Raw genomic sequence first — 23716 nt, forward strand, 5'->3', positions numbered from 1 at the left:
CCACATGGACCCGGGGCCTTTCGGCGTTTCCAGGGCTTTTTCCGCGCTTGATCAAAGGAGCAGCAGATGGTGATCGTGATGGGCCAGGAGGCAACCGGGGATGACATCGCGTCGATCGTCGCGGTCGTCCAGGCGGCCGGGGTAGAGGCGTTCGTGAGCAGGGGTGTACGGCGCACGATCGTCGGGCTGGTGGGCGATGTGACCCAGCTCGACGAGGCGAGCCTGCGGGGCATGCCGGGGGTGCGCGAGGTGATGCGGGTGAGCACTCCGTACAAGCTGGTGAGCAGGGAGAACCATCCCGAACGCTCCACGGTCCACGTGGGCGGCGTGCCGATCGGCCCCGGCACCGTGACGCTGATCGCGGGGCCGTGCGCGGTGGAGACGCCCCAGCAGACGCTGGAGGCGGCCAGGATGGCCATGGCGGCGGGCGCGACCCTGCTGCGCGGCGGCGCCTTCAAGCCCCGCACCTCGCCGTACGCCTTCCAGGGGCTGGGCGAGCAGGGCCTGCGCATCCTCGCTGACGTGCGCGAGGAGACGGGGTTGCCGATCGTCACCGAGGTGGTCGACGCGCAGGACGTCGCCCTGGTCGCCTCGTACGCGGACATGCTGCAGGTCGGCACCCGCAACGCGCAGAACTTCGCGCTGCTGCAGGCGGTCGGCGCCGCGGGCCGGCCGGTCATGCTCAAGCGCGGCATGAGCTCGACGATCGAGGAGTGGCTGATGGCCGCCGAGTACATCGCGCGGCGCGGCAACCTCGACATCGTGCTGTGTGAGCGCGGTATCCGGACGTTCGAGACCGCCACGCGCAACACCCTCGACGTCTCGGCGGTGCCGGTGGCGCAGCGGCTGTCGCACCTGCCGGTGATCGTCGACCCGTCGCACTCGGGCGGCCAGCGTGGCCTGGTGCTGCCGCTGACGCGGGCGGCGATCGCCGTGGGCGCCGACGGCGTCATCATCGACGTGCACCCGCATCCCGAGCAGGCGATCGTCGACGGTCCGCAGGCGCTGGTCGACACCGATCTGGGCGAGCTGGCCCAGGTCATGCGGGACTTCCCGCCGCTGCTCGGCAAGAGCGCCGCCGCCGCGCTGACGGTCTGATCCGCCTGGGATGAGTACGGCCGGCACCACGCGCCCGGTCGGCCGTACTCATGAGTAACTTGAGTACGTAACCCCATGTGCCGACATGTCGCCCAGTCTGATGATGGTCGACATGACGAAGCCCATCCAACCCACCCAGACCACCGCCTACTACGTCCAGGCCATCCTGTCGTTCGGGGTCTCCGTGTCGTCCGTGGTGCTCGCCCTGGTCTACCTCCCGGCCTCCGGGTGGATCAGGGCCTTCCTCGCCCTGGGCGTCCTGTACGTCATCACCTCGACCATCACCCTCAGCAAGGTCGTACGCGACCGTCAGGAGCTGTCGGGGGTCAGCACCCGCGTCGACCAAGCCCGCCTGGACAAGCTGCTCGCCGAGCACGACCCGTTCAGGGTGGACGCGTCCTGACCGTGCTTATTTGCCGCACTCCGTGCGGCGGGCTCGGTCGCCCAATGCCGCCGCCTTCCCCCGTCGCTCTGGTCGCTACGCTCCGTGCTTATTTGCCTCACTCCGTGAGGCGGCTCGGTCGCCAAACGCCGCCGCCTTCCCCCGTCGCTCTGGTCGCTACGCTCCCGGCGCTCCTCCTCCAGACGACGGCACTCCCTCGCGGGCTCCTCCTCCAGACGACGGCACTCCCTCGCGGGCTCCTCCTCCAGACGACGGCACTCCCTCGCCGGCTCAGAGCTTGTATTCCTGGATCGAGTCGGCGAGCTGGACGGCCAGCTCTTCGGCGTCCAGCCGCTTCTCGATCTGCTTGAGGTCCTCGATCTTCGCGCGCGTCTCGGCCCGCTTGGGGGCCAGCAGCGTGCAGCAGTCCTCGTCGGGCAGCTCGGAGATCTCCAGCGTGCCGATGCGCCGGGCCTCGGCCATGATCTCCGTCTTGTCCCAGCCCACCAGCGGGCGCAGGATCGGCAGCTCGACCGCGTGGTCCTGGGCCGTGATGTTGGTCAGCGTCTGGGAGGAGACCTGGCCCAGGGCATCACCGGTGATCAGGGCGGCGGCGCGGATGCGGTGCGCGACCTCCTCGGCCGTCTTGAGCATGAGCCGGCGCTGGGCGATCACCGCGAGCCGGTCCTGGCCGGACGTGCGGATCGACTGCTGGGCCTTGCCGAACGGCACCACCCACAGCCGCGACCGGCCCTGGAACCGGTCGAGCTTCCTGACCAGCGCGTACGCCTTGTAGATCGACTCGGACGTGGTGAACGGGATGCCCGAGAAGTGCAGGAAGTCGACGTGCAGGCCGCGGCGCATCATCCGGTAGGCGGCCACCGGCGAGTCGATGCCGCCCGACATGAGCACCAGCGCCCGGCCGCTGCTGCCGACCGGCAGGCCGCCCTGGCCGGGGATGCCGCCGGTGAAGACGAACACCTCGTCCTTGTCGACCTCGATGGAGATCGTCAGCTCCGGGTTCTTCAGGTTGACGGGCAGGCCGTACTCGTCGTTGATGGCGCCGCCGACCAGCCGGTCGAGCTCGTTGGAGCGCAGCGGGAAGCGCTTGTCGCGGCGGCGCGAGCGCACCGCGAACGTCGCTCCGCGCTTGACCTCCTCGCGCTCGGACACCAGCTCCAGGCTCGCCTTGAGCACGGCGTCGGGGTCCTTGGCGACCCGCCAGGCCGAGTGGATCCAGACCAGGCCGGGCACGTCGGCGACGCGCTTGGCCACGGTCTCCGACTGTTCGGCCGTGGCACCGTCGGGCAGGAAGATCGCGATGACGCCGTGCCGCTTGCGCACGTCGAGCTTGAGGCCGAGCTCCTTGACGGCTTCGCGGATGTTGTCGACCAGGCGGCGTTCGAAAATGTCGCGGTTCTTACCTTTGAGGACGATCTCGCCCAGCTTGAGCAGAACGCACGGCTCGCCCAGGGCGGACATCGACATGGCAGAACCTCCGGGAGTGATGGGGACGCGCCGAGGCCAACGCCTCGACCCACCGAGTTTAGTCCGCGTCGAGCCCCTGCTCGATCGCATATCGCACCAGTTCTACCCGGTTGTGGAGCTGGAGCTTCTGGAGCGTGTTCTGGACGTGGTTCTGGACGGTCCGGTGCGAGAGCACGAGCCGGTCGGCGATCTGCCGGTAGGACAGGCCCTTGGCGACCAGCCGCAGCACCTCGGTCTCTCGCTCGGTCAGCCGAGGTCCCTCGGCCGGCGCGGACTGGGCGGCGAGCCGCCGGTACTCCCCCAGTACGAGCCCGGCCAGGCCGGGCGTGAACACCGCGTCGCCGTCCGCGGTCCGCCGTACGGCGTCGAGGAACTCCTCCCGGCTCGCCGACTTCACCAGATATCCGGAAGCGCCCGCCTTGACCGCGTCCAGCACGTCGTCCTGCTCGGCACTGGCCGACAACACCAGCACCCTCGGCGGCACCGCCATCCCGGCCAGCCCTTCGGCCACCTCGGCCCCCGACATGTCGGGCAGCCGCAGATCGAGCACCACCACCTCGGGCAGCACCGCCCCGGCCACGCGTAGCGCCTGACGCCCCTCACCCACGGCGGCGACCACCTCGTAGCCCGCCTCGGCCAGATCCCTGGCAACCCCGTCGCGCCACATCGGATGGTCATCCACCACCATCACCCGCACCATGGCCGCCACTCTAGGGTCGCGACGACGACCCGTCTCCTTCCGCTCCCCGACGTCCCTCCCTGAGGACCCACCGTCCTCTCCCGCTCCCCCCGGGGGGGTATCCCCCAAAAGGATCCCAGCCACCACGAACCGTCACAGGGGCCCGAGGCAGTCGCGTGACGAACCACCCAGGGTCCTAGGCGGGGACCGTCAGCTCGATCTCTGTGCCCTCCCCCGGAACGCTGGTGATCGAGACCTTCCCGCCAAGCCCCTCGATGCGCCCGCGGATGGACTGGGAGACACCCAGGCGACCGGCCGCCGCGGCCTCCTCTAAACGGCCGACCGGAATCCCCGGTCCCTCGTCGCGGACGCTGACCGTAACCGTGCCGTCCCCCGACTCGGCGAACACCCACGCCCGCGCCGTGGCCCCACAGTGCGCCCGGACGTTGTCCAGGGCCGCCCCGACGGCCGCCGCCGTCTGCTCCGCCACCGGCCCCGGCAACGCCAGTGCCCTCGCCGGGGTCGAGACCGTCACGTACGCCGAGCCGTACCGCATGAGCAGCGCCCGCAGATCCGCCACCCCAGCGGGCCGGGAGGCGGGCCGGATGAACAGCGAGCGCAGGGCCGATTCCTGCTCCCCGGCGAGCCGGCCCAGCTCCGCCGCCTCGCCGCCCAGCTCCTGGCCGCGGCGCCGGACCAGCGCCAGGACCTGCAGGACCGAGTCGTGCACGTCCCGCGCCAGCCGATCGCGTTCGCGCTGCGCCGCCTCCATCTCGACGGCCCGTTGCATCCGCTCCTCCGCCCGCTTGGCCAGCCGCGCCACGTGCCCGACCACCACGCCCGTCATGAACAGCAGCACCGCGCCGTTGATCAGGACGGGCGCGTCGGGCCCGTGGATCCGCAGCCACAGGTCCGCCGCCGCCACGACGGCCGCGGCCACCGTGCCGAGCCGCCGGCCGCCGTGCACCGCCCAGGCCAGCACCGGGCCCGCGATCCAGGTGGCCGGGACCGGCATGGTGCCCTCACCGGGCTGCTGGAGGGCGCCCTGTACGTACGGCGAAGCCATCAGGCAGGCCACGGCCACCAGCAGGTCGAGCACGAGCAGCGGCCACCGGCGCAGCGCCTCGACGGAGTACGCGAAGATCGCCGCGGCCGTCCACAGCCCCATGACGCCGATCACCAGCCACCCCGTGAGCGGCTCCGCGTAGCCGCGGTGCTGCGCCATCAACACCGCCGCGTAGAGCAGCGAGGCGACCCGGAAGACCGCTATCGCGCGCCAGAACGGCCTCTCGATCCCCATGAGCCCTTCTCACGTTCCGACATTACAGGTTGACAGATAGTCGAGATATCTATGTGAATCGGACAGGCCAGCTGGCACAATCCGGTGACCCCTAATGCAAGGAAACTGACTTAATGTCCGCTGTTAACCATTTCACCCACGGCCCGCTCACGCCGCTCCTCGCGTACGTGATGTCGTGCATCGGGTCGATGCTCGGACTGCGGCTGACCGCCCAGGCGCACGCCTCGCGAGGCGCCTCGCGGATTCGGTGGCTCATCGGGGCGGCCATCTCCATCGGCGGCACCGGCATCTGGGTCATGCACTTCATCGGCATGATGGGCTTCGAGGTCGAGGGCACCCAGATCAAGTACGACGTGCCGTTGACCGTCGCCTCCGCCGTGGTGGCCATCGTGGTCGTCGGCACCGGCCTGTTCCTGGTCTCCTACGGCGGCGGCCGGCTGCTCGCCCTGCTCGGCGGCGGCCTGCTGACCGGCCTCGGTGTGGCCAGCATGCACTACCTCGGTATGTACGCGATGAACATGTCGGCGCACGTCTCCTATGACCGAAAAGTGGTGGCCGCCTCCGTCGCGATCGCCGTGATCGCCGCGACCGTGGCCCTGTGGTTCACGATGCGGGTCAAGCGCCCTGTCTGGATCGCCGGCGCGGCGCTGGTCATGGGCGTGGCCGTCTCGGGCATGCACTACACCGGCATGTACGCGATGCTCGTCACGGTCGACGCCGAGCCCAGCGTCGTGCCGGGCGCCGACGCCCTCGACTTCCTCGTGCCGCTCATGACCGTGATCAGCCTGATCACGCTGACCATGCTGCTCATGGTCATCCTGTCGCCGTCGGAGGAGGAACTGCACGAGGACGCCGAGCTGGTCGCCCGGCTGGAGCTGCGCCGGCGTGCCAGCCAGCAGCCGCAGCCCTACCCCGCGCCCATTCCCCTTCACCCGCGGCCCGTCCAACAGCAACCCGCCCAGCGGCAACCCGTCCAACAGCAACACAGCCGGCAGCAGCCCGCCCAGCAACGGCCCGTTCAGCCGCAACCCACTCGGCCGCAACCCGTCTTCGGCGCCCCCGTCCCCGAGCCGCAACCGATCTTGGGTGCGCCTACATCCCCGCACCAGCAAGGGTTCCCGGAAAATTCGCCACGTTCCAAACCTCGCCGAAGGTAGTTGCAAAATCACCTGAGCCCTGCTCATACTCCCTTATTCACCTCTGAGGGACGTGTGTGCGTATGTCGCCGATTGACCACTTCTCCTATGGGCCCCTGACCCTCCTTGTCGCCTACGGCATGTCCAGCATCGGGTCCATGCTCGGCCTGCTGCTGACCTCGCGGGCCCGGCTGGTCAGCGCCAGGGAGGCCCGATATTGGCTGGCGGGCGCGGCGGTGGCCATCGGCGGCACCGGCATCTGGACGATGCACTTCATCGCCATGCTGGGCTTCTCGGTGCGGGGCACGGTGATCCGCTACGACATGCCGCTCACCGCGGCCTCGGCGCTGCTCGCGGTGGTGGTGGTCGGCGCCGGGCTGTTCGTGGTCTGGCGCGGCGGCGAGCGCGCCTCGTACCTGCTCGGCGGCGGCGTCCTGACGGGAATCGGCGTGGCCGGCATGCACTACCTGGGCATGTACGCGATGAACATGGCGGGGGACGTCACCTACGACCCGCTGTTCGTGGCGCTGTCGGTGGTCATCGCGATCGTCGCGGCCACCGTCGCGCTCTGGTTCACCCTGCGGGTCCGCGGCGCGCTCAAGATCGGCGGCGCGGCGCTGGTCATGGGCGTCGCGGTGACCGGCATGCACTACACGGGGATGTACGGGATGTCGGTGCACGCTCACAGCCCGGCGGGGCCGGTGACCGGCGCGAAGGCCATCGACTTCCTGCTGCCGCTGATCGTGGGGCTCAGCGTGATCACCATGGGGCTGCTGCTCACCGTCATGCTCTCGCCCTCGGAGAAGGAACTGCACCGGGAGGCGGAGTTCCGTGCCCGGCTGGAGGGACGCACCCCGCCGCAGCCACAGGGCGGTGCCCAGGTGGCACAAAACGGGGGCGCGCCGGATGTGGATCTCTTCGGCACGCCCCGCTCTTGAGCTATGTCATAGGTACGGCTTGCGGCGCGTGGTGGGCCGCCGACTCGCCGCGGCGCAAGCCGTACCCTGAGGGGGTTGTAGCGGTAACCCCGCTGATACAGAAGCTACGGCCGCCCGCTTGCAACCCGCTTTCAATCAGCCGAAGAACACCTCGGCCTCCGCGTAGCGCGACACCGGCACCGTCTTGAGCTCGGCCGTCGCCTCGTCGAGCCCGACGCGGACGATGTCGGTGCCGCGCAGCGCCACCATCTTGCCGTAGTCGCCCTCGTGCGCCGCGTCGATCGCCTGCAGCCCGAACCTGGTGGCCAGGACCCGGTCGTAGGCCGTCGGGGTGCCGCCGCGCTGGATGTGGCCGAGCACGGTGGTGCGGGCCTCCTTGCCGGTGCGCTTCTCGATCTCCTTGGCCAGCACCTCGCCGATGCCGCCGAGCCGTACGTGGCCGAACGCGTCGAGCTCGCCGGCCTGCAGCGCGATCTGGCCCTCGATCGGGTGCGCGCCCTCGGCGACCACGAGGATCGGCGAGTAGCGGGTGCGGAAGCGCGACTCGACGTACTCGCAGACGCGGTCGATGTCGAACGGCCGCTCGGGGATCAGGATGACGTTGGCGCCCCCCGCCATGCCCGCGTGCAGCGCGATCCAGCCCGCGTGCCGGCCCATGACCTCGCAGATGAGCGCCCGGTGGTGGGACTCGGCGGTGGTGTGCAGGCGGTCGATGGCCTCCGTCGCGATGTTGACGGCGGTGTCGAAGCCGAAGGTGTAGTCGGTGCCCGACAGGTCGTTGTCGATCGTCTTGGGCACGCCGACGACCTTGACGTCGCGCTCGAACAGCTGCCTGGCGACGCCGAGGGTGTCCTCGCCGCCGATGGCGATCAGCGCGTCGACGCCGGTGGCCGCCAGGTTCTCCTTGATGCGGTCGACGCCTCCCTCGATCTTGATGGGGTTGGTACGCGAGGAGCCGAGAATCGTGCCACCCCGCGGAAGGATGCCCCGTACGGCCTGGATGTCCAACGGCATCGTGTCGCCTTCGAGCGGGCCGCGCCAGCCGTCACGGAACCCGACGAACTCGTGACCGTAGACGCTCACCCCCTTCCGCACGACCGCCCTGATCACCGCGTTGAGTCCGGGACAGTCGCCGCCCCCGGTGAGCACTCCGATTCGCATGACGGGTTCCTCCTATGGGTTTCTTGCCGTTAGTGAAAACATCAGCTCTTCTCAGTCTTCGTCTGAGATTGTCGATATGTGAAGCTCTCGGAGTGGGCGCGGCGGAACGGCGTGCATTACCAGACCGCCTGGCAGTGGGCGCGAGACGGGAAGATGCCCGTCCCGGTGGTCAAGACCGCCACCGGTAGGTACATGGTCCTCGATCGGACCGCCGAGGTCACGGGCCGGACGGTGGCGTACTGCAGGGTGTCCGGCACCGACCAGCTGGCCGAGCTCGATCGGCAGGCGGCCCGCGTGGTCCGTGCGGCCACCGCGATGGGCCTGACCGTCACCGAGGTCGTCGGCGAGGTCGGCTCGGGCATGGACGGCGACCGGCCGAAGCTGGCCCGCCTGCTGCGCGACGCGTCCGTGGGCGTGATCGTGGTCGAGCGCCGCGACCGGCTCGCCCGGTTCGGGCTGGAGCAGCTGTCGGCCGCGCTGGAGGCCACCGGCCGCCGGATCGTGGTCACCGACGAAACGGAGGCCGGCGAGTCGGGCGCCGTCCCCGGCGCCCGGGTCGACGACGAGCTGTTGCGTGACATGGCGGAGGTCCTCACCTCGCTCTGCGCCCGGTTGTACGGCCGGCGCTCGGCCGCCCGCAGGGCCAGGGCCGCGCTCCGGGCCGCCTTCGAGGCAGCGTGAGGCGGCGCATGTCCCCGGCGAGCGAGGCGCATGCCGATGGAGCCGGCACGAGGATCACTAAGATTCTCCGAACGGTTTCACGATGACGGTAATTCTGCCCGTCCACGCGGCCAGTGGTCTAGACCAAACGCGAGCGTAGTGACCGGAACCCCTTTCAGGGAGGCGACTTCGTGGGGATCCTGCATCGTCAACCATGGGTTGACGGCCCTACATCGTCAACCTATGGTTGACTCATGGATCAGACCGTACGTCTCGACGACCTCATCAACGCGATCAAGAGCCGTCACCCCGACGGCGATCTCCTCGGCCAGCTCTCCGACGCCGTGACGTTGGGCGAGCACCTGGGCGAGGTGGCCGACCACCTCATCGGCCACTTCGTCGACCGGGCCCGGCACTCAGGCGCCTCCTGGACCGAGATCGGCCGCAGTATGGGTGTGACCAAGCAGGCCGCCCAGAAGCGGTTCGTCCCCAAGGAGGGAGGGCTGGCCGAAGAGCTCCGCGCCTACGCCCGCTACACCGACCGGGCGCGCTCGGTCATCGTGCGGTCCGAGCAGGCGGCCATCAGGGCGGGCAGCGAGTACATCGAGCCGGAGCACCTCGTGCTCGGGCTGCTGAGCGAGCCGGAAGCGCTGGCGGCCAAGGCCATGGTGACGCTCGGCGCGCCGCTGGAGCGGGTCGAGGAGGTCATGACGGCCATGCTCGCCCCGCCGAGCGAGAACGCGCCCGACAAGCCGCCCTACGCCCCGCAGAGCAAGAAGGCCCTGGAGCTGACGCTGCGCGAGGCCCTGCGGCTCGGCCACAACTTCATCGGCACCGAGCACATCCTGCTCGGTGTGCTGTCGCTCGGCGAGGGGACGGCCGTGGCCGCGCTCGACGGGCTCGGCGTGACCAAGGAGGGTGCCGAGCCCGAGATCCAGCGGATGCTGGCCGAGATTCTGCTCAGGCGCCAGGGGAAGGCTTAGGGCGCCCCGCCGGGCCCTGGGCGAACCTGGTCAGGATGTTGCGCGTCGCGCGGCGGGTGAAGGGGGCGGCGGCCTTGGTGACCCCGTGGCCGCACCGCCTTCCCCGCATCCCGCACACCCAGCGCATCGTCCCTGAGGCGAACACCCCGGCCCCTCCCGGTGCGGTGTAGTAGGTGCTGTCGGAGGAGGTCGCCCGGCCGCCGCAGTCGACCGGCGAATGGGCCAGCACCTTGATGTTCTCGGGCGAGCCGTCGGACACCTTGTCGGTCTCGACGCCGGCCAGGCCGGGGAAGCGCCTGCCCCGGGTGCCCTCGAAGATCCAGTGGCCGGGTCTGCGCAGCACGTAGGCGGCCTCGGCGGGGAAGCAGTCGTACTCCTGCCCGACCAGCGCGCTCTCCGGCGCGGACGCGCGCCAGAGCGGGCACTGGCTCTCCTTGTCGCACGCGATCATCCGGCCGTACAGCCCGATGCGCCAGTAGACGGCGTTGGCGCCGAGGAAGGCCAGGTTCGTGCCGGCGTCGCGGGCCTGGGTGACGGCGGCGCGCATGCCGGGCGACCAGTACTCGTCATGCCCCAGGGACACCACGGCCCTGGCTCCGTCGAGGACACCGGGCCGCAGGTCCAGGCTGGTCAGGTAGGCCAGCGGCACGCCGCTCCGCTCGGCCAGCTCGATCGCGGACAGCTCGAAGTCGAGGAAGAGCCGCGCGCCCGAGGTGTCGTAGGGCCGGTCGAAGGTCACCTTGCGCGAGCGGTCGTCGAACCCGCCCGGACCCTGGTAGAGGCTGCGGCCGCCCCACAGGTTGTACGCCTGCCAGGTGGTCACCGCGTTGACCAGCACCACCCGCCCCTGTGTCGAGGCCGAGCGTACGGTGATCGGGACGTAGCGCTGGCCGCCGCTGGAGGCGTCCAGGCGTACCAGGTAGGCGCCCTCCCGCCAGCCGGTCGTGTCGACGGTGAGCGAGGGCTTCCAGTGGGCGGCCGTGACCATGCCCTCCACCGTCTGGGGCGGCGCCTGACGTACCCCGGGAAGCGGGCCTGAGTGCCAGACCTCCGCCGGATGGGCACCCACGCGGAAGGCGTGCGCGGTGAAGCGCGGCGCGGTCGTGGAGACGCGCATCCGGAACCGCTCGCCGGGCAGCACGCTGACGCGGTCGGCGTATCCCTCGATCTCGTGCTCCGCCCCGCGCTCGGTGATGCGCCAGCGCACCGTCCGGGCGGCCGGCACCTCAGCGGGGGCGGGCGCGGCGGCTTCGGGCGCCGGAGCGGGCGGGTGGGCCGGGGCGGCGGGGGTGGTGCTGCCGCACGCGGACGCCAGCAGGATCAGGACGATCAAGGACTTGCGCACAGCGCACCATGGTCACGACCGCCCGCCCACCGGGCCGGCGACTTGGGGAAGTCCTTACGCCCGCAGCACGCAAGCGGGCCCAGGACGCGTAAGGACCTTTACATCGGTGGCACCCAGGAGGCTCTTTACGCCGGCAGCACGCAAGAAGGGCTGTCGACCTCCAGCACCTCACCCGTCGGCTCGGGTACGCCGTCCTTCAGCGCGAACTCGGTGACCACTCCCGAGTGCTGGTTGGCAACGTACAGGCGGTCGCCGGCGATGGCGAAGTGCCGGGGCCATTCGCCACCCGACGGCACCTCGGCCACCAGTGTCAGGTCCTCGGCCCGCAGTACGGTGATCGTGTTGGGGCCGCGGTTGGCCACGTACAGGAAGTCGCCGTCCAGGTCGAGGTGGGAGGGCTGGTTGACGCCCTCGGCGCGCGAGGCGAGGGTGCCCGCCGTCTTCTCGCCGTCGATGAGGGTGACGATGCCGTCGAGCTCGCCCACGACGTACAGGCGCGAGCCGGCGAAGACCATGTGGCGCGGCCCGGTGCCCGGGGTCAGGCGCAGCGGCTCCAGCGCCTCGCCCTCAGGGGTGTAGCGGCGGATCTGGTCGGTGCCCAGGTCGGAGACGTACAGCAGGCCGTCGTGGAAGACCGTCTGGTGGGCGTGCGGGCCCTGCTGGCGCTCGGGGTGCGGCCCGGAGCCCTCATGGCGCAGCACGATCGGGCGGCCCTCGAACGCGCCGCGGGAGTCGAGGTGATGCAGGCTGACCGTGCCGTCGCCGTAGTTGGCGACGGCGAGCAGATCGCCCTCCGAATCGACCGCCACGTGGCAGGGGCTGTCACCCATGCTGGGCCGCTCGTCCAGCGGGGCGAGCGCGGCCGCTTCCGTGCTGAACGCGCTCAGCCAGCCCTGGGCCAGCTCGCCCACCGCGTACAGCACTGGCAGCTTCGGATGCGCGGCCAGGAACGAGGACGAGGTGAGGCGGGTCAGCTCTCCGCCGGGGGTGACGATGCCGGGCCCATATCCGCCTATATACAGGTGCTTCACAGAAGGCATCCTCTCATGCTTGACTAAAGCAATGAGTTCGTTGACAAAGGCAAGGGTCGCCGAGATCAGGGCCTTCAACCGCTTCTATACGAAGGTCATCGGCGTCCTTCAGGCCGGAATGCTCGACTCTCCCTATTCGCTGGCCGAGTGCAGAGTGCTGTTCGAGCTCGGGCACGCGAGCCGGCTGGAGACGGGCGAGCTGCGCGCCCTCATCGGTCTCGACGCGGGCTACCTGAGCAGGATCCTGACCCGCTTCGAGGGCGACGGGCTGATCTCGAAGGAGCGCGCGGCCACCGACGCCCGCAAGCAGGTCGTCCGGCTCACCGCGGCGGGCGTCGAGTCGTACGGGCTGCTGGACACGCGGTCGGCCGAGGAGGCCGAGCGGCTGCTGGCCACGCTGCCCGAGCCGGGGCAGGAACGCCTGGTCGCGAGCATGGCCACGATCAGGACGCTGCTGGAGGGCACCGGCGAGCGCGAGCCGTACGTGATCCGGCCCCTGCGCACGGGCGACCTGAGCTGGGTCGTCTACCGGCACGGCGTCCTTTACAGCCGGGAGTACGGCTGGGGCATGGACTTCGAGCGGCTGGTGGCCAGGATCATCGGCGCCTACGACCCGTCGCGCGACATGGGGTGGATCGCCGAGGTCGGCGGGCAGCCCGCCGGGTGCGTGTTCTGCGTACGGGAGGACGACACCACCGCGCGGCTCCGGCTCCTGCTGGTCGAGCCGTCGGCCCGCGGGCTGGGGCTGGGCGGACGGCTCGTGAGCGAGTGCCTGCGCCACGCCAAGGCCGAGGGCTACAAGCGGATCACGCTGATGACCCGCGACTGCCTGGACAGCGCGCGGCGCATCTACCAGGGGGCCGGGTTCGAGCTGGAGTCGGAGCACACGGAGTCAGAGAACGGGATCGAGGTCACCGAGCAGGAGTGGAGCCGCGACCTCTAGGCCACCGGTCGCTCAGAGCCTTTCGGTGAGCGTGCGAGCCGCCTCCGTGACCAGCTTGCCGTACTCGGGCCGGAGGGCATTTCCCCGCGATCCGGCGGAGCCGACGTGCGCGACCGGGCTAGGCGCGGAAGGGGCCGGCCACCTCGAAGGTGCGGCCGTCGTCGCGGCCCCGTCTGGCCGAGAAGTAGAGCCGCCCGCCGTCGGGCGCGAACGCCAGCCCCGTGAGCTCGGCCCCGCTGAGGCCACCGAGCTTGAGGAACGGCGTGACCGCCCGGTCGGGGGTGATGACGTCGATCTCCGTCGACTGCCTGGCGACGTAGAGGTCGCCCGAGGGGGCGGCGGTGATCGCGCGTACGCCGTCGCAGATCCGGTCGAGCGTGGAGGTCTCGGCGTCGTAGGCCCACAGGCCGCTGTCGCCCTCGGTGGTGAAGTAGCAGACCCCGCCGGCGTAGTGGCAGCCCTCGCCGCCGTCGAAGTGGCGGGCGTCGTCCATCTGGTGGCGCGTGGCCTTGAGCAGGGCGGCGGGCGACGGCACGGGCTTCCAGTCACCGGCGAGGCAGAGCACCTCCAGGGTGCCCTCAGTGAGATCGCCCCAATCGCCGGGCCTGAACCGGTAGAAGCACCCGTCGGGCTCCCCCTCCGTCAGGTAGACGACCTGCCGGTCGGGGTCGCAGGCGGCGGCCTCGTGCTTGAACCGGCCCATGGCCAGGCGGGGGCGCCCGGCCCGCATGCCGTACGGATCGCACTCGAACACCTGGCCGCGGTCACCGAGCTCGCAGGAGAGCCAGCTGTGCCACGGCGTCGCGCCGCCCGCGCGGTTGCGGTCGGTGCCGGACAGGATGCGGTAGGCGTCGGCGATCGAACCGTCGGCGCGGAACCGGAGCGCGGACGCGCCGCCGAGCAGCGGCAGCTCGGAGTTGGACACGTAGATCCAGCCGGTGCCGTCAGGGAAGCACGCACCGCCGTCGGGTGCCGCGTGCCACGTCAGCCCGGCCACCTTCTGGCCCGAGCGGGCCACGACCCGGCCGCTGAACCCCCCGGGCAGCGCCACATCGTCGCCGCCTGGCGGCTCCAGCGGGCCGTAAGGGCTCATCCCGCCCTGCCAGAGCGGGCCCGTGCGGAGGAGAGTCTTGCTGGACATCGTGAGGCCTCCCTCTAGGTGCCACGCTAGTCGACCCCGCCGACATGAATGACAGGGAGGCCCGAGATCAAACTCTGCGCGAAATCTCTGGCCGTCAGGTGAGCGCGACGATGCGCCGGCCGCCCGGGAGCGCGGGCAGTGGCGGTGTCAGCGCTGGGCCTGGAACATCCAGTGCTGCTTGTCGATGTCCTGAGCCACCGCGATGAGCAGGTCCTGGCTGACCGGGTCGGGCTCGTCGGTCGCGGCGACACGCTCACGCATTCGCTTGCCGACGGCCTCCAGGATGTCGGTCATCGTCGCCACGACCTTGCCGTCCTCGATCCAGCCGTTCTCCGGTTGCGAGAGCTTGGTGGACTTGGCGATGGTGGCCGCGCGGCCGTCCGGGTTGATGCTCAGGGCGACGGCGCGTTCGGCGATGGTGTCCGCGTGCTCACGGGCCAGGGCGGTGACCTCGTCGAGTTGGAGGTGGATCTGCCGGAAGTGCGGGCCGGTCAGGTTCCAGTGCATCTGCTTGGCGAGCAGCGAAAGATCGAGGAGATCGACCAGAGCTCCTTGAAGGGCCGTCGCGACCGTCTTCTTCGCCTCGCCCGAGAGCGGACCGGTGATCGTAGCCATGATGTGTTCCTCCCCGTGGTTCGACATCAGGGTCTCTTTGCGACCCACCCCCTTTGCCCGCTTTCCCTCGGTTGACACTGCAATAGTGACAGTGTAATTGTGAAGGTATGAGCGAGACCTGGACCATCCGTGAGCTGGCGGAGCGCGCCGCCGACGCGTTGCGCGCGCACGCCCAGCCGCACGCGCAGCCGCTCAACGGCCGGGTCCGCGACGTGCCCGGCGAACGGTTGATCAGGTGGTACACCACGATCGGCCTCGTCGACCCGCCACTGACCAGGCGCGGCCGGATCGCCCAGTACGGCCGGCGGCATCTGCTGCAGCTCGTGGCCATCAAGCGGCTGCAGGCGGCCGGGCGCTCGATCGCGGAGATCCAGACCGCCCTGACCGGCGCCACGGACACGACCTTGGAGCGGACGGCCCACCCCGGATGGTCGCCCCTGGACGAGGATGTCGCGGCGACGGCGGCCGTTCTGGACGCCACGACGCCCGCGCCCCAGGGTGAGGCGGCTCACGATGCCGCAGACCTTCCGGAGGGCGAGACGCCTGAGCCGCCGGCCCTCCCCGACGGCTCGGCGGCTCGGTCCGGGAGCCCGCGCGGACGGTTCTGGGCCGCGCACCCCGCCGATGCGACCGGTCCCGCCCTTCCGCATCCCCCGCCCATCGGCGTTCCGCGACCGGCCGATCCTCCCCCGTCCGACGGTGCGGGCCGGCCCGGGCCCCTCCCCCGGCCGACGAGGCACGGGGCGCTGGTGCGCGGGATCAGGCTGGCCGACGGAGTGACGCTCGTGCTCGACGGTGCCGGCCGTACCCCGGCTGAAGACGACATCCAGGCGGTACTCACCGCGGCGGCACCGCTGCTGGCGCTGCTCGAAGAGAGGAAGCTAGCATGAAGATCACTTCGCTCGAGCCCACCCGGTGCCTGCCGGTGCCGGACGCCGGGTTCGGCGCGCTGCGGACCGCGCGCGGGAACCTGCCTCTGGAGAGCGTCGACGTGTCCGCCGACATCTCCGGCCTGATGGCCGAGGTCGAGGTGACGCAGGGCTTCCGCAACCCGTACGACGTCACGCTGGAGGCCACCTACGTCTTCCCGCTGCCCGACAGGGCGGCGGTGACGGGGTTCAGGATGGAGGCCGACGATCGGGTGATCGACGGCGTGCTCAAGGAGCGCGGCCAGGCCAGGGCCGACTACGACCGGGCGCTGCGCGAGGGGAAGCGGGCCGCGATCGCCGAGGAGGACCGGCCCGACGTGTTCACGATCACGGTGGGCAACCTGCTGCCGGGCGAGCGGGTGACGGTCCGGCTCACGCTGAGCCAGCCGCTGCCGTACGAGGACGGCGCGGCCACGTTCCGCTTCCCGCTGGTCGTCGCCCCCCGCTACATTCCGGGCACGCCGCTCGACGGCCCCGGCGCCGGCGACGGCACCGCGCCCGACACCGACGCGGTGCCCGACGCCTCGCGCATCACGCCGCCGGTGCTCCTGCCCGGCTTCCCCGACCCGGTACGCCTGTCGCTGACGGCGACGATCGACCCCGCCGGGCTGGACCTGCGGGAGCTGTCCTCCAGCCTGCACGTGGTCGAGGAGGAGGGTCATACCGTACGGCTGCGGCCGGGCGAGCGGCTGGACCGCGACTTCATCCTGCGGCTGTCGTTCGAGGCCTCGACCGCGCTGCAGCTCGACGGCCGGGGCGCGTTCTCGCTGACCGTGCTACCCCCTGCGCTGGAGTCGCCGCGCACGCCACGTGACCTCGTACTGCTGCTGGACAGGTCGGGCAGTATGGGCGGCTGGAAGATGGTCGCCGCGCGCCGGGCCGCGGCGCGGATCGTCGACACGCTGACGGAGCAGGACCGCTTCGCGGTGCTGACGTTCGACTCGGTGGTGGAGGAGGCGTTCGAGGGGCTCGTGACGGCCTCGGACCGCAACCGCTACCGCGCGGTCGAACATCTCGCGCGCGTGGAGGCCCGCGGCGGCACCGAACTGCTGGAGCCGCTGCGCCGGGCGATTTCCCTGCTCCGCGACCAGGACGGGCGCGAACGCGTCCTGGTGCTGGTCACCGACGGACAGGTGGGCCACGAGGACCAGATCCTGGAGCAGACCGGCGGCGCGCTGTCGGCCATGCGGGTGCACACCGTCGGCATCGACCGGGCGGTGAACGCCGGGTTCCTGGGCCGGCTGGCCGGTCTGGGCGCGGGCCGCTGCGAGCTGGTCGAGTCGGAGGACCGCCTGGACGCCGCCATGGAGCAGATCCACCGCCGCATCGGCGCGCCCCTCGTGACCGACCTGTCCCTCAAGGGCCTCGACGTGGAGCCCGGCACGGTCACCCACCTGGGCTCCATCTTCCCGGGCGTCCCGCTGCGCGTGCACGGCCGCTACCGGGACGGCTCGTCGGTGACCGTACGCGGGCTGGCGTCGGGCGCCCCGTGGGAGCAGCAGGTGACGGGCACCGTGGTGGACAACCCGGCGATCCGCGCCGTCTGGGCCCGCGCGCACCTGCGCGAGCTGGAGGACCGGTACGCCATGGGCGAGCACGAGCTGGAGGCGGAGATCGTCCGGGTCTCGCTGGAGAACGGCGTCCTGTGCCGCTTCACCGCCTACGTGGCGATCGACACCAGAAAGGTGGCGGAAGGGGAGCCGGAGCACCGCGTCATCCAGCCGGTGGAGCCGCCGAGCGGCTGGGATATGCCGCAGAACCCGCCGATGATGCCCTTCATGGCCCAGGCCGCGGTGATGGCCGCGCCATCCCGCCCCATGTCGATCCCCGACCCGGGCTTCGCCCCCGGCCAGAGTCACGGCCTCATGGGCACCCAGGAGACCGGCGACCCAGACGCGACCCGCCGCACCAGGGGGCCCGGCGGGGCCGCGCCCCGCAGCCCTGGTGGAGGCTCAGCCGGTGGTTTCGGCGGTAGCTCGGCCGGTGGGCGGATGAGCCCGTCGCCGCGGTTCGCGCCGCCCGCCGCTCCCCGGCCGGGCGGGCCCGGCCTGGAGTCCGTCAGGACGCAGCTGGTCGTCGAGCTCGACCGGCTCCGGGCGCTGCTCGGCGCTCCCGACCCGCTCTACCTGGCGGATCTGGGCTCCCGGCTGTCGGCGCTGGCCGCCTTCCTGGGCGGGCATCCGGAGCTGGCCGCCCTGGGCCGCGAGCTGCAGACGGCGGAGCAACCGGGCATCGACGCCGAAGCGCTGCGGGCGCACGCCATCGAGGTGCTCACCGTTCTCACGAGCGGATCACCCTCGGCCCCGACCGGATCGTCCGCGCCGGGTACGCCCCGCCGCCCGTTCTGGAAGCGCACCTGACGGCAGCGCCCGCGTGACCTGTGGGTATGGGGTGATCTGCTAAAGAATCGGCGTCCACTCCTTGAGCAGCACCACCTCATACCCGTTCACCGCCGTATACGGATCGCTCCGGAGGATGTCCCGCACCTCCCCCTCATCGGCCGCCTCGTACACATGCAACGCCCCACTGTCGTCCGCCCACGGCCCCGCCGTCACCAGCCGCCCCTGGTCATGGAGCCCGCGCAGATGGTCCCGATGTGCCGGCCGGACGGCCAGCCGCCGGGGATCGCCGTCGAACGCCAGCTGCACCACAAATCTCGCCATACCCGCACGCTAGGCCCGCGAGCTGGACGGTCGCCGCAACACCGGGCACGGCCGTGGTGTATCACCTGATACATGACGCACACGCTGGCCGCCCTCCCGATGTTCCGTGAGCTGGGCAAAGAAGGGCTGCGCAGGCTGGAGTCCGTCGCGCGGCAGCGGCGCTACCCGGCGGGGCAGGTGCTCTGCACCGAGGGCGACCCGGCCGACCAGCTGATCGTGCTGCTCGACGGCCGGGTCAAGGCCGGGCGGGTGAGCGTCGACGGCCGCGAGGTGGTGCTGTCGGTGGACGCCGCACCCGTGGCGTTCGACAAGACGACCCTCCTGGTGGAGGGCACGCACCGGGCCACGCTGACGGCCCTCACGCCGGTGGAGGTGGCCTACCTGCCAAGCGTGGCGGTGCTCGAGGTGATCGCCACCGAGCCGTCGGTGGCGGCCCGGCTCATGCGTACACTCGCCCAGACCGTACGCGACCTCGATGAGCGGCTCACGGACGCGGTCGTGCTAGACGTCTCCGCGCGGGTGGCCAAGTGGCTGGTACGACGCGGCGAAGGCGGCCGGGTCCAGCTGCACGCCGGACAGGCGGGCCTGGGGGCCGAGATCGGCGCGACCAGGGTGAGCGTCAACCGGGCCCTGCGGTCCTTCGAGCGCCGCGAGCTCGTCGAGATCGGCGACGGCGAGGTGACGGTAAAGGACGCCGAAGCGCTCGCCCGCATCGCGAAGACCACTCCAACCGGCGGCGGAACGAACTCCGGCCAGGTCCACCCGAAATACGAATAGGCGTCTATCGAAGTCCGGCGGCCTGTTCTATCGTCACCGTACATGGCGACCTCTCGCGCACCGCTGCGCTTCGCCGAGGCGATCTCCGCCACCGTTTCCGCGGCCCGGGAATCGGGTTTCTTCTTCGATTTCGACGGCACTGTCGCGCCCATCATGAATGATCCCGACGCGGTGCTCCCCGTCCCCGGGGCGGTGGAGCGGCTGGGCGCGCTGGCGGAGCTGTTCGCCCGCGTCGCCGTCGTCTCCGCGCGCCCCGCCGCGTTCCTGCGCGACCGCTTCTCCGGCGCCCCCGGCGTGCGGCTCTTCGGTCTGTACGGCCTGCAGACGGTGGTCGACGGCGAGATCAGGAACGCCGGTGAGGCGGAGCCATGGGCGCCGGTCATCCGCCGCCTGGTCGCCGAGGCCGCCCGCGATCTGCCGGGCAAGGTGCTGGTGGAGGACAAGGCGCTGATGGTCGCGCTGCACTACAGAGCGGATCCGGCGCTGCGTGGCGCGGTGGAGAGATGGTCGTCGGCGAAGGCCGCCGAGCTGGGCCTGGCCGAGCAGCTGGGCCGCATGGTGGTCGAGCTCAAGCCGCCGGTGCACGGCGACAAGGGCACCGTCGTCGAAGCGGAGAGCGCCGCCCTGGCCAGGGCCTGGTACTTCGGCGACGACCTGTCCGACGCCCGCGCCTTCGAGGCCCTGCGTACGCGCGAGGAAGGCGACCCGGAGTTCGTCGGGGTCAAAGTGGCGGTGGCGAACAGCGAAACCGGCGACGAACTGGCCCGCCAGGCGGATTTCACCGTGGCCGGCCCGGCCGACGTGCCGGCCATGCTGGACGAGATAATCCGTGCTTTCCATGACAACCGGCAAACGCAATAGCCCCGGCCGGAAATTCACCCGCCTTATTAGAGCGGTTCACCCGAGCCGGAAAGTGCTGTCGAGTACGCGGGGCACCATACTCTGGACGGGTGAGCACCCTTGTCCTGGACGGTGGCCTGGCCACCCGCCTCGAAATGCTCGGCGCCGACCTGAGCGACGAGCTGTGGTCGGCGCGGCTGCTGGTGGAGGATCCGGCGCTGATCCGGCGCGTGCACGCCGACTACTTCGCCGCCGGCGCCGACGTGGCCACGACCGCGAGCTACCAAGCGTCGATCCCGGGGTTCGTCCGGCGCGGACTCGACGAGGCGCAGGCCGAGCGGCTGATCAGGCTCTCGGTCGAGCTGGCCGGCCAGGCTCGTGACGAGGCCGGGGGCGGGCTGGTGGCCGCCTCGATCGGCCCCTACGGCGCTTACCTGGCCAACGGCGCCGAATACACCGGCGACTACGACCTCGACGAGCTGGGCCTGCTCTCGTGGCACCGGCCACGCTGGGAGATCCTCGCCTCGAGCGGGCCCGACCTGCTCGCCTGCGAGACCATCCCGTCCTACCCGGAGGCGCGGGCGCTGGCCAGGCTGCTCGCCGAGACGCCGTCGGTCAAGGCGTGGGTGAGCTTCTCCTGCCGCGACGCCACGCACCTCAACGACGGCACCCCGATCGCCGAGGCCGCCGCGTTGTTCGCCGGCAGCTCGCAGGTGGTGGCCGTCGGCGTCAACTGCACCGCGCCGCGGCACATCCCCGGCCTCATCGCCACGCTGGCCGGCGGCCTGCCGGTAGTCGTCTACCCGAACTCCGGCGAATACTGGGACGCCGAGCAGGGCCGGTGGCGCGGCACCGCCGAGCCCGTGGAGTACGGCCAGGCGGCCGAGGAGTGGCAACGGGCCGGCGCCTCGCTCATCGGCGGCTGCTGCCGTACCACTCCCGAGCACATCAAGCAGATCCGCGCCCACCTGTCCTGAGCCACGTCAAGCTCAGGCTGCGACGTTCTCCGGGGTGCGGCGGCGGGAGGACAGCACGCGGTCGAGGGCGAGCGCGCCACCTCCGCTGAAGCCGACGGCCAGCGCGCCCGCCGCCAGCGACAGGACGAACTCGAAGCCGCCCTTGTCCACCGCGAACCCGTTGGCCCCATGGACGAACAGGATCGCGCCCGCCATGTCCAGCGCCAGCAACGTCCCCACGACGGGCAGCGCCACACCGAGGATCAGCGCCAGGCCGCCCACGACCTCCAGCACCGCCACCGCCGGAGCGGCGGCCGCGGCCAGCGGGATCCCGGCCGACTCGAAGAACTTGGTGGTCCCGGCGATCCCCATCATGGCGAACTTCTGGTAGCCGTGCACCAGGAAGATCACGCCGACGGCCACTCGGGCGACCAGGATGGCTACGGAACGTGACTGGTCAAGCATGCGCTCTCCAAAAGGCAGTAGTTCAGATTTGAACCAGCACTCTACCCGGAAGTTCAAATCTGAACAACAAGTACACTGGACGCCGTGACGGACACCGCGTGGCTCGACGAGACGGAGATGGCGGCTTGGCGCGCCTTCCTGTCGACCTCCCACCTGCTGGAGCGACGCATCGAAGAGCAGCTCAAGGCCGCGGCCGGGCTGACCCACCCGCAGTACGAGGTGCTGGCGCGCCTGGCCGACGCCCCCGGCCGTCAGATGCGCATGACGGAGCTGGCCAGGGGCGTCGTGGTGTCGAAGTCCGCGCTGACCTACCAGATCGGGCAGCTGGAGAAGGCGGGCCTGGTCGAGCGGACCACCTGCCCGTCAGACGAGCGCGGCGTGCTGGCGGTGCTGACCGAGGCGGGCGTCCGCTGCCTGGAGCGGGTCGCCCCCGGCCACGTGGAGGTCGTCCGGGCCTACCTCATCGACCGGATGACCCGCGGCGAGCTGGAGACGATGACCACCGCGATGCGCAAGACCGAGCAGGCACTACGGCAGTAGTGAACGGTGGTGGTCAGCCCTTGGCGGCCCGGGCCGCGCGCTCCATCTCGACCTTGGCGCTGGCGGCGTACTTGTCGACGTACTCCTGCTCCGACAGCTCCATGAGCGCGTACATGATCTCGTCGGTCACCGCGCGCAGCACCAGCCGGTCCTCCTCCATCCCGTAATAGCGGGAGAAGTCGAGCGGCTTGCCGAATCGCACCCCGGGCCGGATCCCGAGCTTGGGCAGCGGGTGGCCGGGGGGCATCATCTCGAAGGTGTGGACCATGGCCCACGGGATCACCGGCACCCGCGACATGAGGGCCAGGCGGGCGACGCCCGTCTTGCCCTTGTACAGGCGGCCGTCGGGTGAGCGGGTGCCCTCCGGGTAGATGCCCAGGACGTGGCCCTCGCGCAGCACCCGCATGCCGGTGCGCAGCGCGGCCTCGCTGGCCTTGCCGCCCGACCGGTCGATCGGCACGGTGCCGACGCCGCTGAAGAACAGCCGGGTGAAGAAGCCCTTGACGCCACGCCCGGTGAAGTAGTCGGACTTGCCGAGCGAGATGACCTTGCGGCGCAGATGCAGTGGCCCGAAGAAGTGGTCGGCGAACGACAGGTGGTTTCCGGCCAGAATGACCGGCCCCTGCCTGGGCACGTTCTCCACACCCTCCGCCCATGGGCGGAAGGCGACGCGGAGGATAGGCCCCAAGATGGCCTTGACCACCCAGTAGAACACCCGGCCACCTCTTCCCCACAGCGCGATCTGTAAGCAAAGTCATCTTCGCATCTCAGAACCGATGCTCCTACCTCACCTCTCGCACAATCCACCTCGATCGTGCGACGATCGGGCAATTCCGGGATGAAATCCCACCGAGGAGCTGTTATGCCGCTCATGCCAGGCGCGGAGCCCTATCACCACGAAGCAGGCCAGGTCGGCGTACTGCTGTGCCATGGCTTCACCGGCACCCCGCAGTCGCTACGGCCTTGGGGCGAGTATCTCGCCGGGCAGGGGGTGAGCGTCTCCCTCCCCCGCCAGCCCGGACATGGCACCACCTGGCAGGAGATGAACCGCACCCGCTGGGACGACTGGTACGCCGAGGTGGAGAAGGCGTTCGAGGACCTCCAGGGCCGCTGCGCCAACGTGTTCGTGGCGGGGCTGTCCCTGGGCGGCTGCCTGGCGCTGCGGCTGGCCGAGGTGCACGGGGACGCGATCAGCGGCGTCATCGTGGTCAACCCGTCGATCGTACGCGATGTGCCGCTGCTGATGCTGGCCCCGGTGCTCAAGTGGTTCCTGCCGTCGGTGCCGGGGGTTGCCAACGATGTCAAGAAGCCGGGCGTGACCGAGCTGGCCTACGCGCGCACGCCGGTGAAGGCGGCCGCCTCGCTGCCCGGCCTGTGGTCGCTGGTCCAGGCCGACCTGGCGAAGGTGACGCAGCCGCTGCTGGTCTTCCACAGCACCGAGGACCATGTGGTGAAACCGAGGAGCGTGGAGATCATTCGCCAGAAAGTACCGCAGGCCACGATCGAGGAGCTTACCGATAGCTACCATGTTGCGACGCTGGACAACGATGCCGACAAGATCTTTGCCGGGAGCCTCGACTTCATCCGGACACATGCCTCGGTACCCTTGCAGAGGGACTGATCGCACCCAGGGGGAAGTCGCGATC

25 protein-coding genes are annotated in these 23716 nt (G+C 70.7%); 14 read left to right on the forward strand and 11 right to left on the reverse strand.

The window, feature by feature from the left end:
- Nucleotides 1-66 precede the first annotated feature (66 nt).
- Both aroF and AB0J16_RS14160 read left to right on the forward strand, forming a co-directional pair.
- A complete protein-coding gene (aroF, locus tag AB0J16_RS14155) occupies nt 67-1098 on the forward strand; it encodes a 3-deoxy-7-phosphoheptulonate synthase (RefSeq protein ID WP_358538477.1) in 1032 nt (343 codons plus the stop codon).
- A 112-nt stretch (nt 1099-1210) separates the two neighbouring features.
- Nucleotides 1211-1501: a YiaA/YiaB family inner membrane protein gene (locus AB0J16_RS14160; RefSeq protein ID WP_357945114.1), complete on the forward strand. Its 291-nt coding sequence runs from the start codon at nt 1211-1213 to the stop codon at nt 1499-1501.
- A 270-nt stretch (nt 1502-1771) separates the two neighbouring features.
- Here the strand turns inward: AB0J16_RS14160 and thiI are convergent, their stop codons facing one another.
- The 3 genes from thiI to AB0J16_RS14175 all read right to left on the reverse strand — a co-directional run bounded on the left by thiI (nt 1772) and on the right by AB0J16_RS14175 (nt 4947).
- On the reverse strand, nt 1772-2968 hold the full coding sequence (thiI, locus tag AB0J16_RS14165) for a tRNA uracil 4-sulfurtransferase ThiI (RefSeq protein ID WP_358538480.1): 1197 nt from the start codon (nt 2966-2968) through the stop codon (nt 1772-1774).
- A gap of 58 nt (nt 2969-3026) precedes the next feature.
- On the reverse strand, nt 3027-3668 hold the full coding sequence (locus AB0J16_RS14170) for a response regulator transcription factor (protein WP_358538482.1): 642 nt from the start codon (nt 3666-3668) through the stop codon (nt 3027-3029).
- Between the two features lie 175 nt (nt 3669-3843).
- Nucleotides 3844-4947, reverse strand: coding sequence for a DUF5931 domain-containing protein (locus tag AB0J16_RS14175; protein WP_358538485.1), 1104 nt, complete (start codon nt 4945-4947; stop codon nt 3844-3846).
- A gap of 113 nt (nt 4948-5060) precedes the next feature.
- Between AB0J16_RS14175 and AB0J16_RS14180 the strand changes: the two genes are divergently transcribed.
- On the forward strand, nt 5061-6104 hold the full coding sequence (locus AB0J16_RS14180; protein ID WP_358538488.1) for an MHYT domain-containing protein: 1044 nt from the start codon (nt 5061-5063) through the stop codon (nt 6102-6104).
- A 62-nt stretch (nt 6105-6166) separates the two neighbouring features.
- On the forward strand, nt 6167-7021 hold the full coding sequence (locus tag AB0J16_RS14185; protein WP_358538491.1) for an MHYT domain-containing protein: 855 nt from the start codon (nt 6167-6169) through the stop codon (nt 7019-7021).
- Between the two features lie 135 nt (nt 7022-7156).
- On the opposite strand, the gene AB0J16_RS14190 is transcribed toward AB0J16_RS14185, so the two are convergent.
- On the reverse strand, nt 7157-8182 hold the full coding sequence (locus AB0J16_RS14190; protein WP_358538494.1) for a 6-phosphofructokinase: 1026 nt from the start codon (nt 8180-8182) through the stop codon (nt 7157-7159).
- Nucleotides 8183-8260: 78 nt separating this feature from the next.
- Here AB0J16_RS14190 and AB0J16_RS14195 point away from each other — a divergent pair, with 78 nt between their 5' ends.
- Complete coding sequence (locus AB0J16_RS14195) at nt 8261-8863, forward strand: IS607 family transposase (protein WP_358538496.1); 603 nt, start codon at nt 8261-8263, stop codon at nt 8861-8863.
- A gap of 233 nt (nt 8864-9096) precedes the next feature.
- Nucleotides 9097-9825 carry a Clp protease N-terminal domain-containing protein gene (locus tag AB0J16_RS14200; RefSeq protein ID WP_358538499.1) on the forward strand — a complete coding sequence of 243 codons (729 nt, stop codon included), beginning with the start codon at nt 9097-9099 and terminating at the stop codon, nt 9823-9825.
- Here the strand turns inward: AB0J16_RS14200 and AB0J16_RS14205 are convergent.
- Both AB0J16_RS14205 and AB0J16_RS14210 read right to left on the reverse strand, forming a co-directional pair.
- The gene (locus tag AB0J16_RS14205) at nt 9803-11170 is read right to left on the reverse strand and encodes a N,N-dimethylformamidase beta subunit family domain-containing protein (RefSeq protein ID WP_358538501.1); all 1368 of its coding nucleotides are present in this window, start codon (nt 11168-11170) and stop codon (nt 9803-9805) included. The genes AB0J16_RS14200 and AB0J16_RS14205 overlap by 23 nt on opposite strands.
- 125 nt (nt 11171-11295) lie before the next feature.
- A complete protein-coding gene (locus AB0J16_RS14210; protein WP_358538503.1) occupies nt 11296-12210 on the reverse strand; it encodes a lactonase family protein in 915 nt (304 codons plus the stop codon).
- Between the two features lie 22 nt (nt 12211-12232).
- On the opposite strand from AB0J16_RS14210, the gene AB0J16_RS14215 reads away from it, so the two are divergent.
- A complete protein-coding gene (locus AB0J16_RS14215; RefSeq protein ID WP_358538506.1) occupies nt 12233-13144 on the forward strand; it encodes a helix-turn-helix domain-containing GNAT family N-acetyltransferase in 912 nt (303 codons plus the stop codon).
- Between the two features lie 118 nt (nt 13145-13262).
- Here AB0J16_RS14215 and AB0J16_RS14220 read toward each other — a convergent pair whose 3' ends face one another.
- Nucleotides 13263-14285, reverse strand: coding sequence for an alkaline phosphatase PhoX (locus tag AB0J16_RS14220; protein ID WP_358538507.1), 1023 nt, complete (start codon nt 14283-14285; stop codon nt 13263-13265).
- A gap of 147 nt (nt 14286-14432) precedes the next feature.
- Entirely contained in the window at nt 14433-14900 is a 468-nt protein-coding gene (locus AB0J16_RS14225) for a DNA starvation/stationary phase protection protein (protein ID WP_358538509.1), read from the reverse strand.
- 107 nt (nt 14901-15007) lie between these two features.
- Between AB0J16_RS14225 and AB0J16_RS14230 the strand changes: the two genes are divergently transcribed.
- A complete protein-coding gene (locus AB0J16_RS14230) occupies nt 15008-15790 on the forward strand; it encodes a MerR family transcriptional regulator (RefSeq protein WP_358538511.1) in 783 nt (260 codons plus the stop codon).
- Nucleotides 15787-18189, forward strand: a complete 2403-nt coding sequence (locus AB0J16_RS14235; RefSeq protein WP_358538513.1) for a VIT domain-containing protein — start codon at nt 15787-15789, stop codon at nt 18187-18189. The genes AB0J16_RS14230 and AB0J16_RS14235 overlap by 4 nt, the downstream gene beginning before the upstream one ends.
- 39 nt (nt 18190-18228) lie before the next feature.
- On the opposite strand, the gene AB0J16_RS14240 is transcribed toward AB0J16_RS14235, so the two are convergent.
- Nucleotides 18229-18492: a YciI family protein gene (locus AB0J16_RS14240; RefSeq protein ID WP_358538515.1), complete on the reverse strand. Its 264-nt coding sequence runs from the start codon at nt 18490-18492 to the stop codon at nt 18229-18231.
- Between the two features lie 72 nt (nt 18493-18564).
- Here AB0J16_RS14240 and AB0J16_RS14245 point away from each other — a divergent pair, with 72 nt between their 5' ends.
- The 3 genes from AB0J16_RS14245 to mmuM all read left to right on the forward strand — a co-directional run bounded on the left by AB0J16_RS14245 (nt 18565) and on the right by mmuM (nt 21086).
- A complete protein-coding gene (locus AB0J16_RS14245) occupies nt 18565-19269 on the forward strand; it encodes a Crp/Fnr family transcriptional regulator (protein ID WP_358538517.1) in 705 nt (234 codons plus the stop codon).
- Between the two features lie 42 nt (nt 19270-19311).
- Nucleotides 19312-20130, forward strand: coding sequence for a trehalose-phosphatase (gene otsB, locus AB0J16_RS14250; RefSeq protein ID WP_358538520.1), 819 nt, complete (start codon nt 19312-19314; stop codon nt 20128-20130).
- Nucleotides 20131-20219: 89 nt separating this feature from the next.
- Nucleotides 20220-21086: a homocysteine S-methyltransferase gene (gene mmuM, locus AB0J16_RS14255; protein ID WP_358538523.1), complete on the forward strand. Its 867-nt coding sequence runs from the start codon at nt 20220-20222 to the stop codon at nt 21084-21086.
- Between the two features lie 12 nt (nt 21087-21098).
- Here the strand turns inward: mmuM and AB0J16_RS14260 are convergent, their stop codons facing one another.
- On the reverse strand, nt 21099-21530 hold the full coding sequence (locus tag AB0J16_RS14260; protein ID WP_358538525.1) for a DoxX family protein: 432 nt from the start codon (nt 21528-21530) through the stop codon (nt 21099-21101).
- Between the two features lie 84 nt (nt 21531-21614).
- Between AB0J16_RS14260 and AB0J16_RS14265 the strand changes: the two genes are divergently transcribed.
- On the forward strand, nt 21615-22070 hold the full coding sequence (locus AB0J16_RS14265; protein WP_358538527.1) for a MarR family transcriptional regulator: 456 nt from the start codon (nt 21615-21617) through the stop codon (nt 22068-22070).
- A gap of 13 nt (nt 22071-22083) precedes the next feature.
- Here AB0J16_RS14265 and AB0J16_RS14270 read toward each other — a convergent pair whose 3' ends face one another.
- On the reverse strand, nt 22084-22785 hold the full coding sequence (locus AB0J16_RS14270) for a lysophospholipid acyltransferase family protein (RefSeq protein ID WP_358538529.1): 702 nt from the start codon (nt 22783-22785) through the stop codon (nt 22084-22086).
- A 147-nt stretch (nt 22786-22932) separates the two neighbouring features.
- Between AB0J16_RS14270 and AB0J16_RS14275 the strand changes: the two genes are divergently transcribed.
- On the forward strand, nt 22933-23691 hold the full coding sequence (locus AB0J16_RS14275; protein WP_358538531.1) for an alpha/beta fold hydrolase: 759 nt from the start codon (nt 22933-22935) through the stop codon (nt 23689-23691).
- Nucleotides 23692-23716: the final 25 nt, after the last annotated feature.

This window comes from Nonomuraea sp. NPDC049750, assembly GCF_040659625.1.
Taxonomy (GTDB): domain Bacteria; phylum Actinomycetota; class Actinomycetes; order Streptosporangiales; family Streptosporangiaceae; genus Nonomuraea.

Excerpts from the sequence above, each read along its gene's own strand:
- aroF (WP_358538477.1), top strand. The coding sequence starts at position 67 with ATGGTGATCGTGATGGGCCAGGAGGCAACCGGGGATGACATCGCGTCG.
- AB0J16_RS14160 (WP_357945114.1), top strand. The coding sequence starts at position 1,211 with ATGACGAAGCCCATCCAACCCACCCAGACCACCGCCTACTACGTCCAG.
- thiI (WP_358538480.1), bottom strand. The coding sequence starts at position 2,968 with ATGTCGATGTCCGCCCTGGGCGAGCCGTGCGTTCTGCTCAAGCTGGGC.
- AB0J16_RS14170 (WP_358538482.1), bottom strand. The coding sequence starts at position 3,668 with ATGGTGCGGGTGATGGTGGTGGATGACCATCCGATGTGGCGCGACGGG.
- AB0J16_RS14175 (WP_358538485.1), bottom strand. The coding sequence starts at position 4,947 with ATGGGGATCGAGAGGCCGTTCTGGCGCGCGATAGCGGTCTTCCGGGTC.
- AB0J16_RS14180 (WP_358538488.1), top strand. The coding sequence starts at position 5,061 with ATGTCCGCTGTTAACCATTTCACCCACGGCCCGCTCACGCCGCTCCTC.
- AB0J16_RS14185 (WP_358538491.1), top strand. The coding sequence starts at position 6,167 with ATGTCGCCGATTGACCACTTCTCCTATGGGCCCCTGACCCTCCTTGTC.
- AB0J16_RS14190 (WP_358538494.1), bottom strand. The coding sequence starts at position 8,182 with ATGCGAATCGGAGTGCTCACCGGGGGCGGCGACTGTCCCGGACTCAAC.
- AB0J16_RS14200 (WP_358538499.1), top strand. The coding sequence starts at position 9,097 with ATGGATCAGACCGTACGTCTCGACGACCTCATCAACGCGATCAAGAGC.
- AB0J16_RS14210 (WP_358538503.1), bottom strand. The coding sequence starts at position 12,210 with ATGCCTTCTGTGAAGCACCTGTATATAGGCGGATATGGGCCCGGCATC.
- AB0J16_RS14215 (WP_358538506.1), top strand. The coding sequence starts at position 12,233 with ATGAGTTCGTTGACAAAGGCAAGGGTCGCCGAGATCAGGGCCTTCAAC.
- AB0J16_RS14220 (WP_358538507.1), bottom strand. The coding sequence starts at position 14,285 with ATGTCCAGCAAGACTCTCCTCCGCACGGGCCCGCTCTGGCAGGGCGGG.
- AB0J16_RS14225 (WP_358538509.1), bottom strand. The coding sequence starts at position 14,900 with ATGGCTACGATCACCGGTCCGCTCTCGGGCGAGGCGAAGAAGACGGTC.
- AB0J16_RS14230 (WP_358538511.1), top strand. The coding sequence starts at position 15,008 with ATGAGCGAGACCTGGACCATCCGTGAGCTGGCGGAGCGCGCCGCCGAC.
- AB0J16_RS14235 (WP_358538513.1), top strand. The coding sequence starts at position 15,787 with ATGAAGATCACTTCGCTCGAGCCCACCCGGTGCCTGCCGGTGCCGGAC.
- AB0J16_RS14240 (WP_358538515.1), bottom strand. The coding sequence starts at position 18,492 with ATGGCGAGATTTGTGGTGCAGCTGGCGTTCGACGGCGATCCCCGGCGG.
- AB0J16_RS14245 (WP_358538517.1), top strand. The coding sequence starts at position 18,565 with ATGACGCACACGCTGGCCGCCCTCCCGATGTTCCGTGAGCTGGGCAAA.
- otsB (WP_358538520.1), top strand. The coding sequence starts at position 19,312 with ATGGCGACCTCTCGCGCACCGCTGCGCTTCGCCGAGGCGATCTCCGCC.
- AB0J16_RS14260 (WP_358538525.1), bottom strand. The coding sequence starts at position 21,530 with ATGCTTGACCAGTCACGTTCCGTAGCCATCCTGGTCGCCCGAGTGGCC.
- AB0J16_RS14275 (WP_358538531.1), top strand. The coding sequence starts at position 22,933 with ATGCCGCTCATGCCAGGCGCGGAGCCCTATCACCACGAAGCAGGCCAG.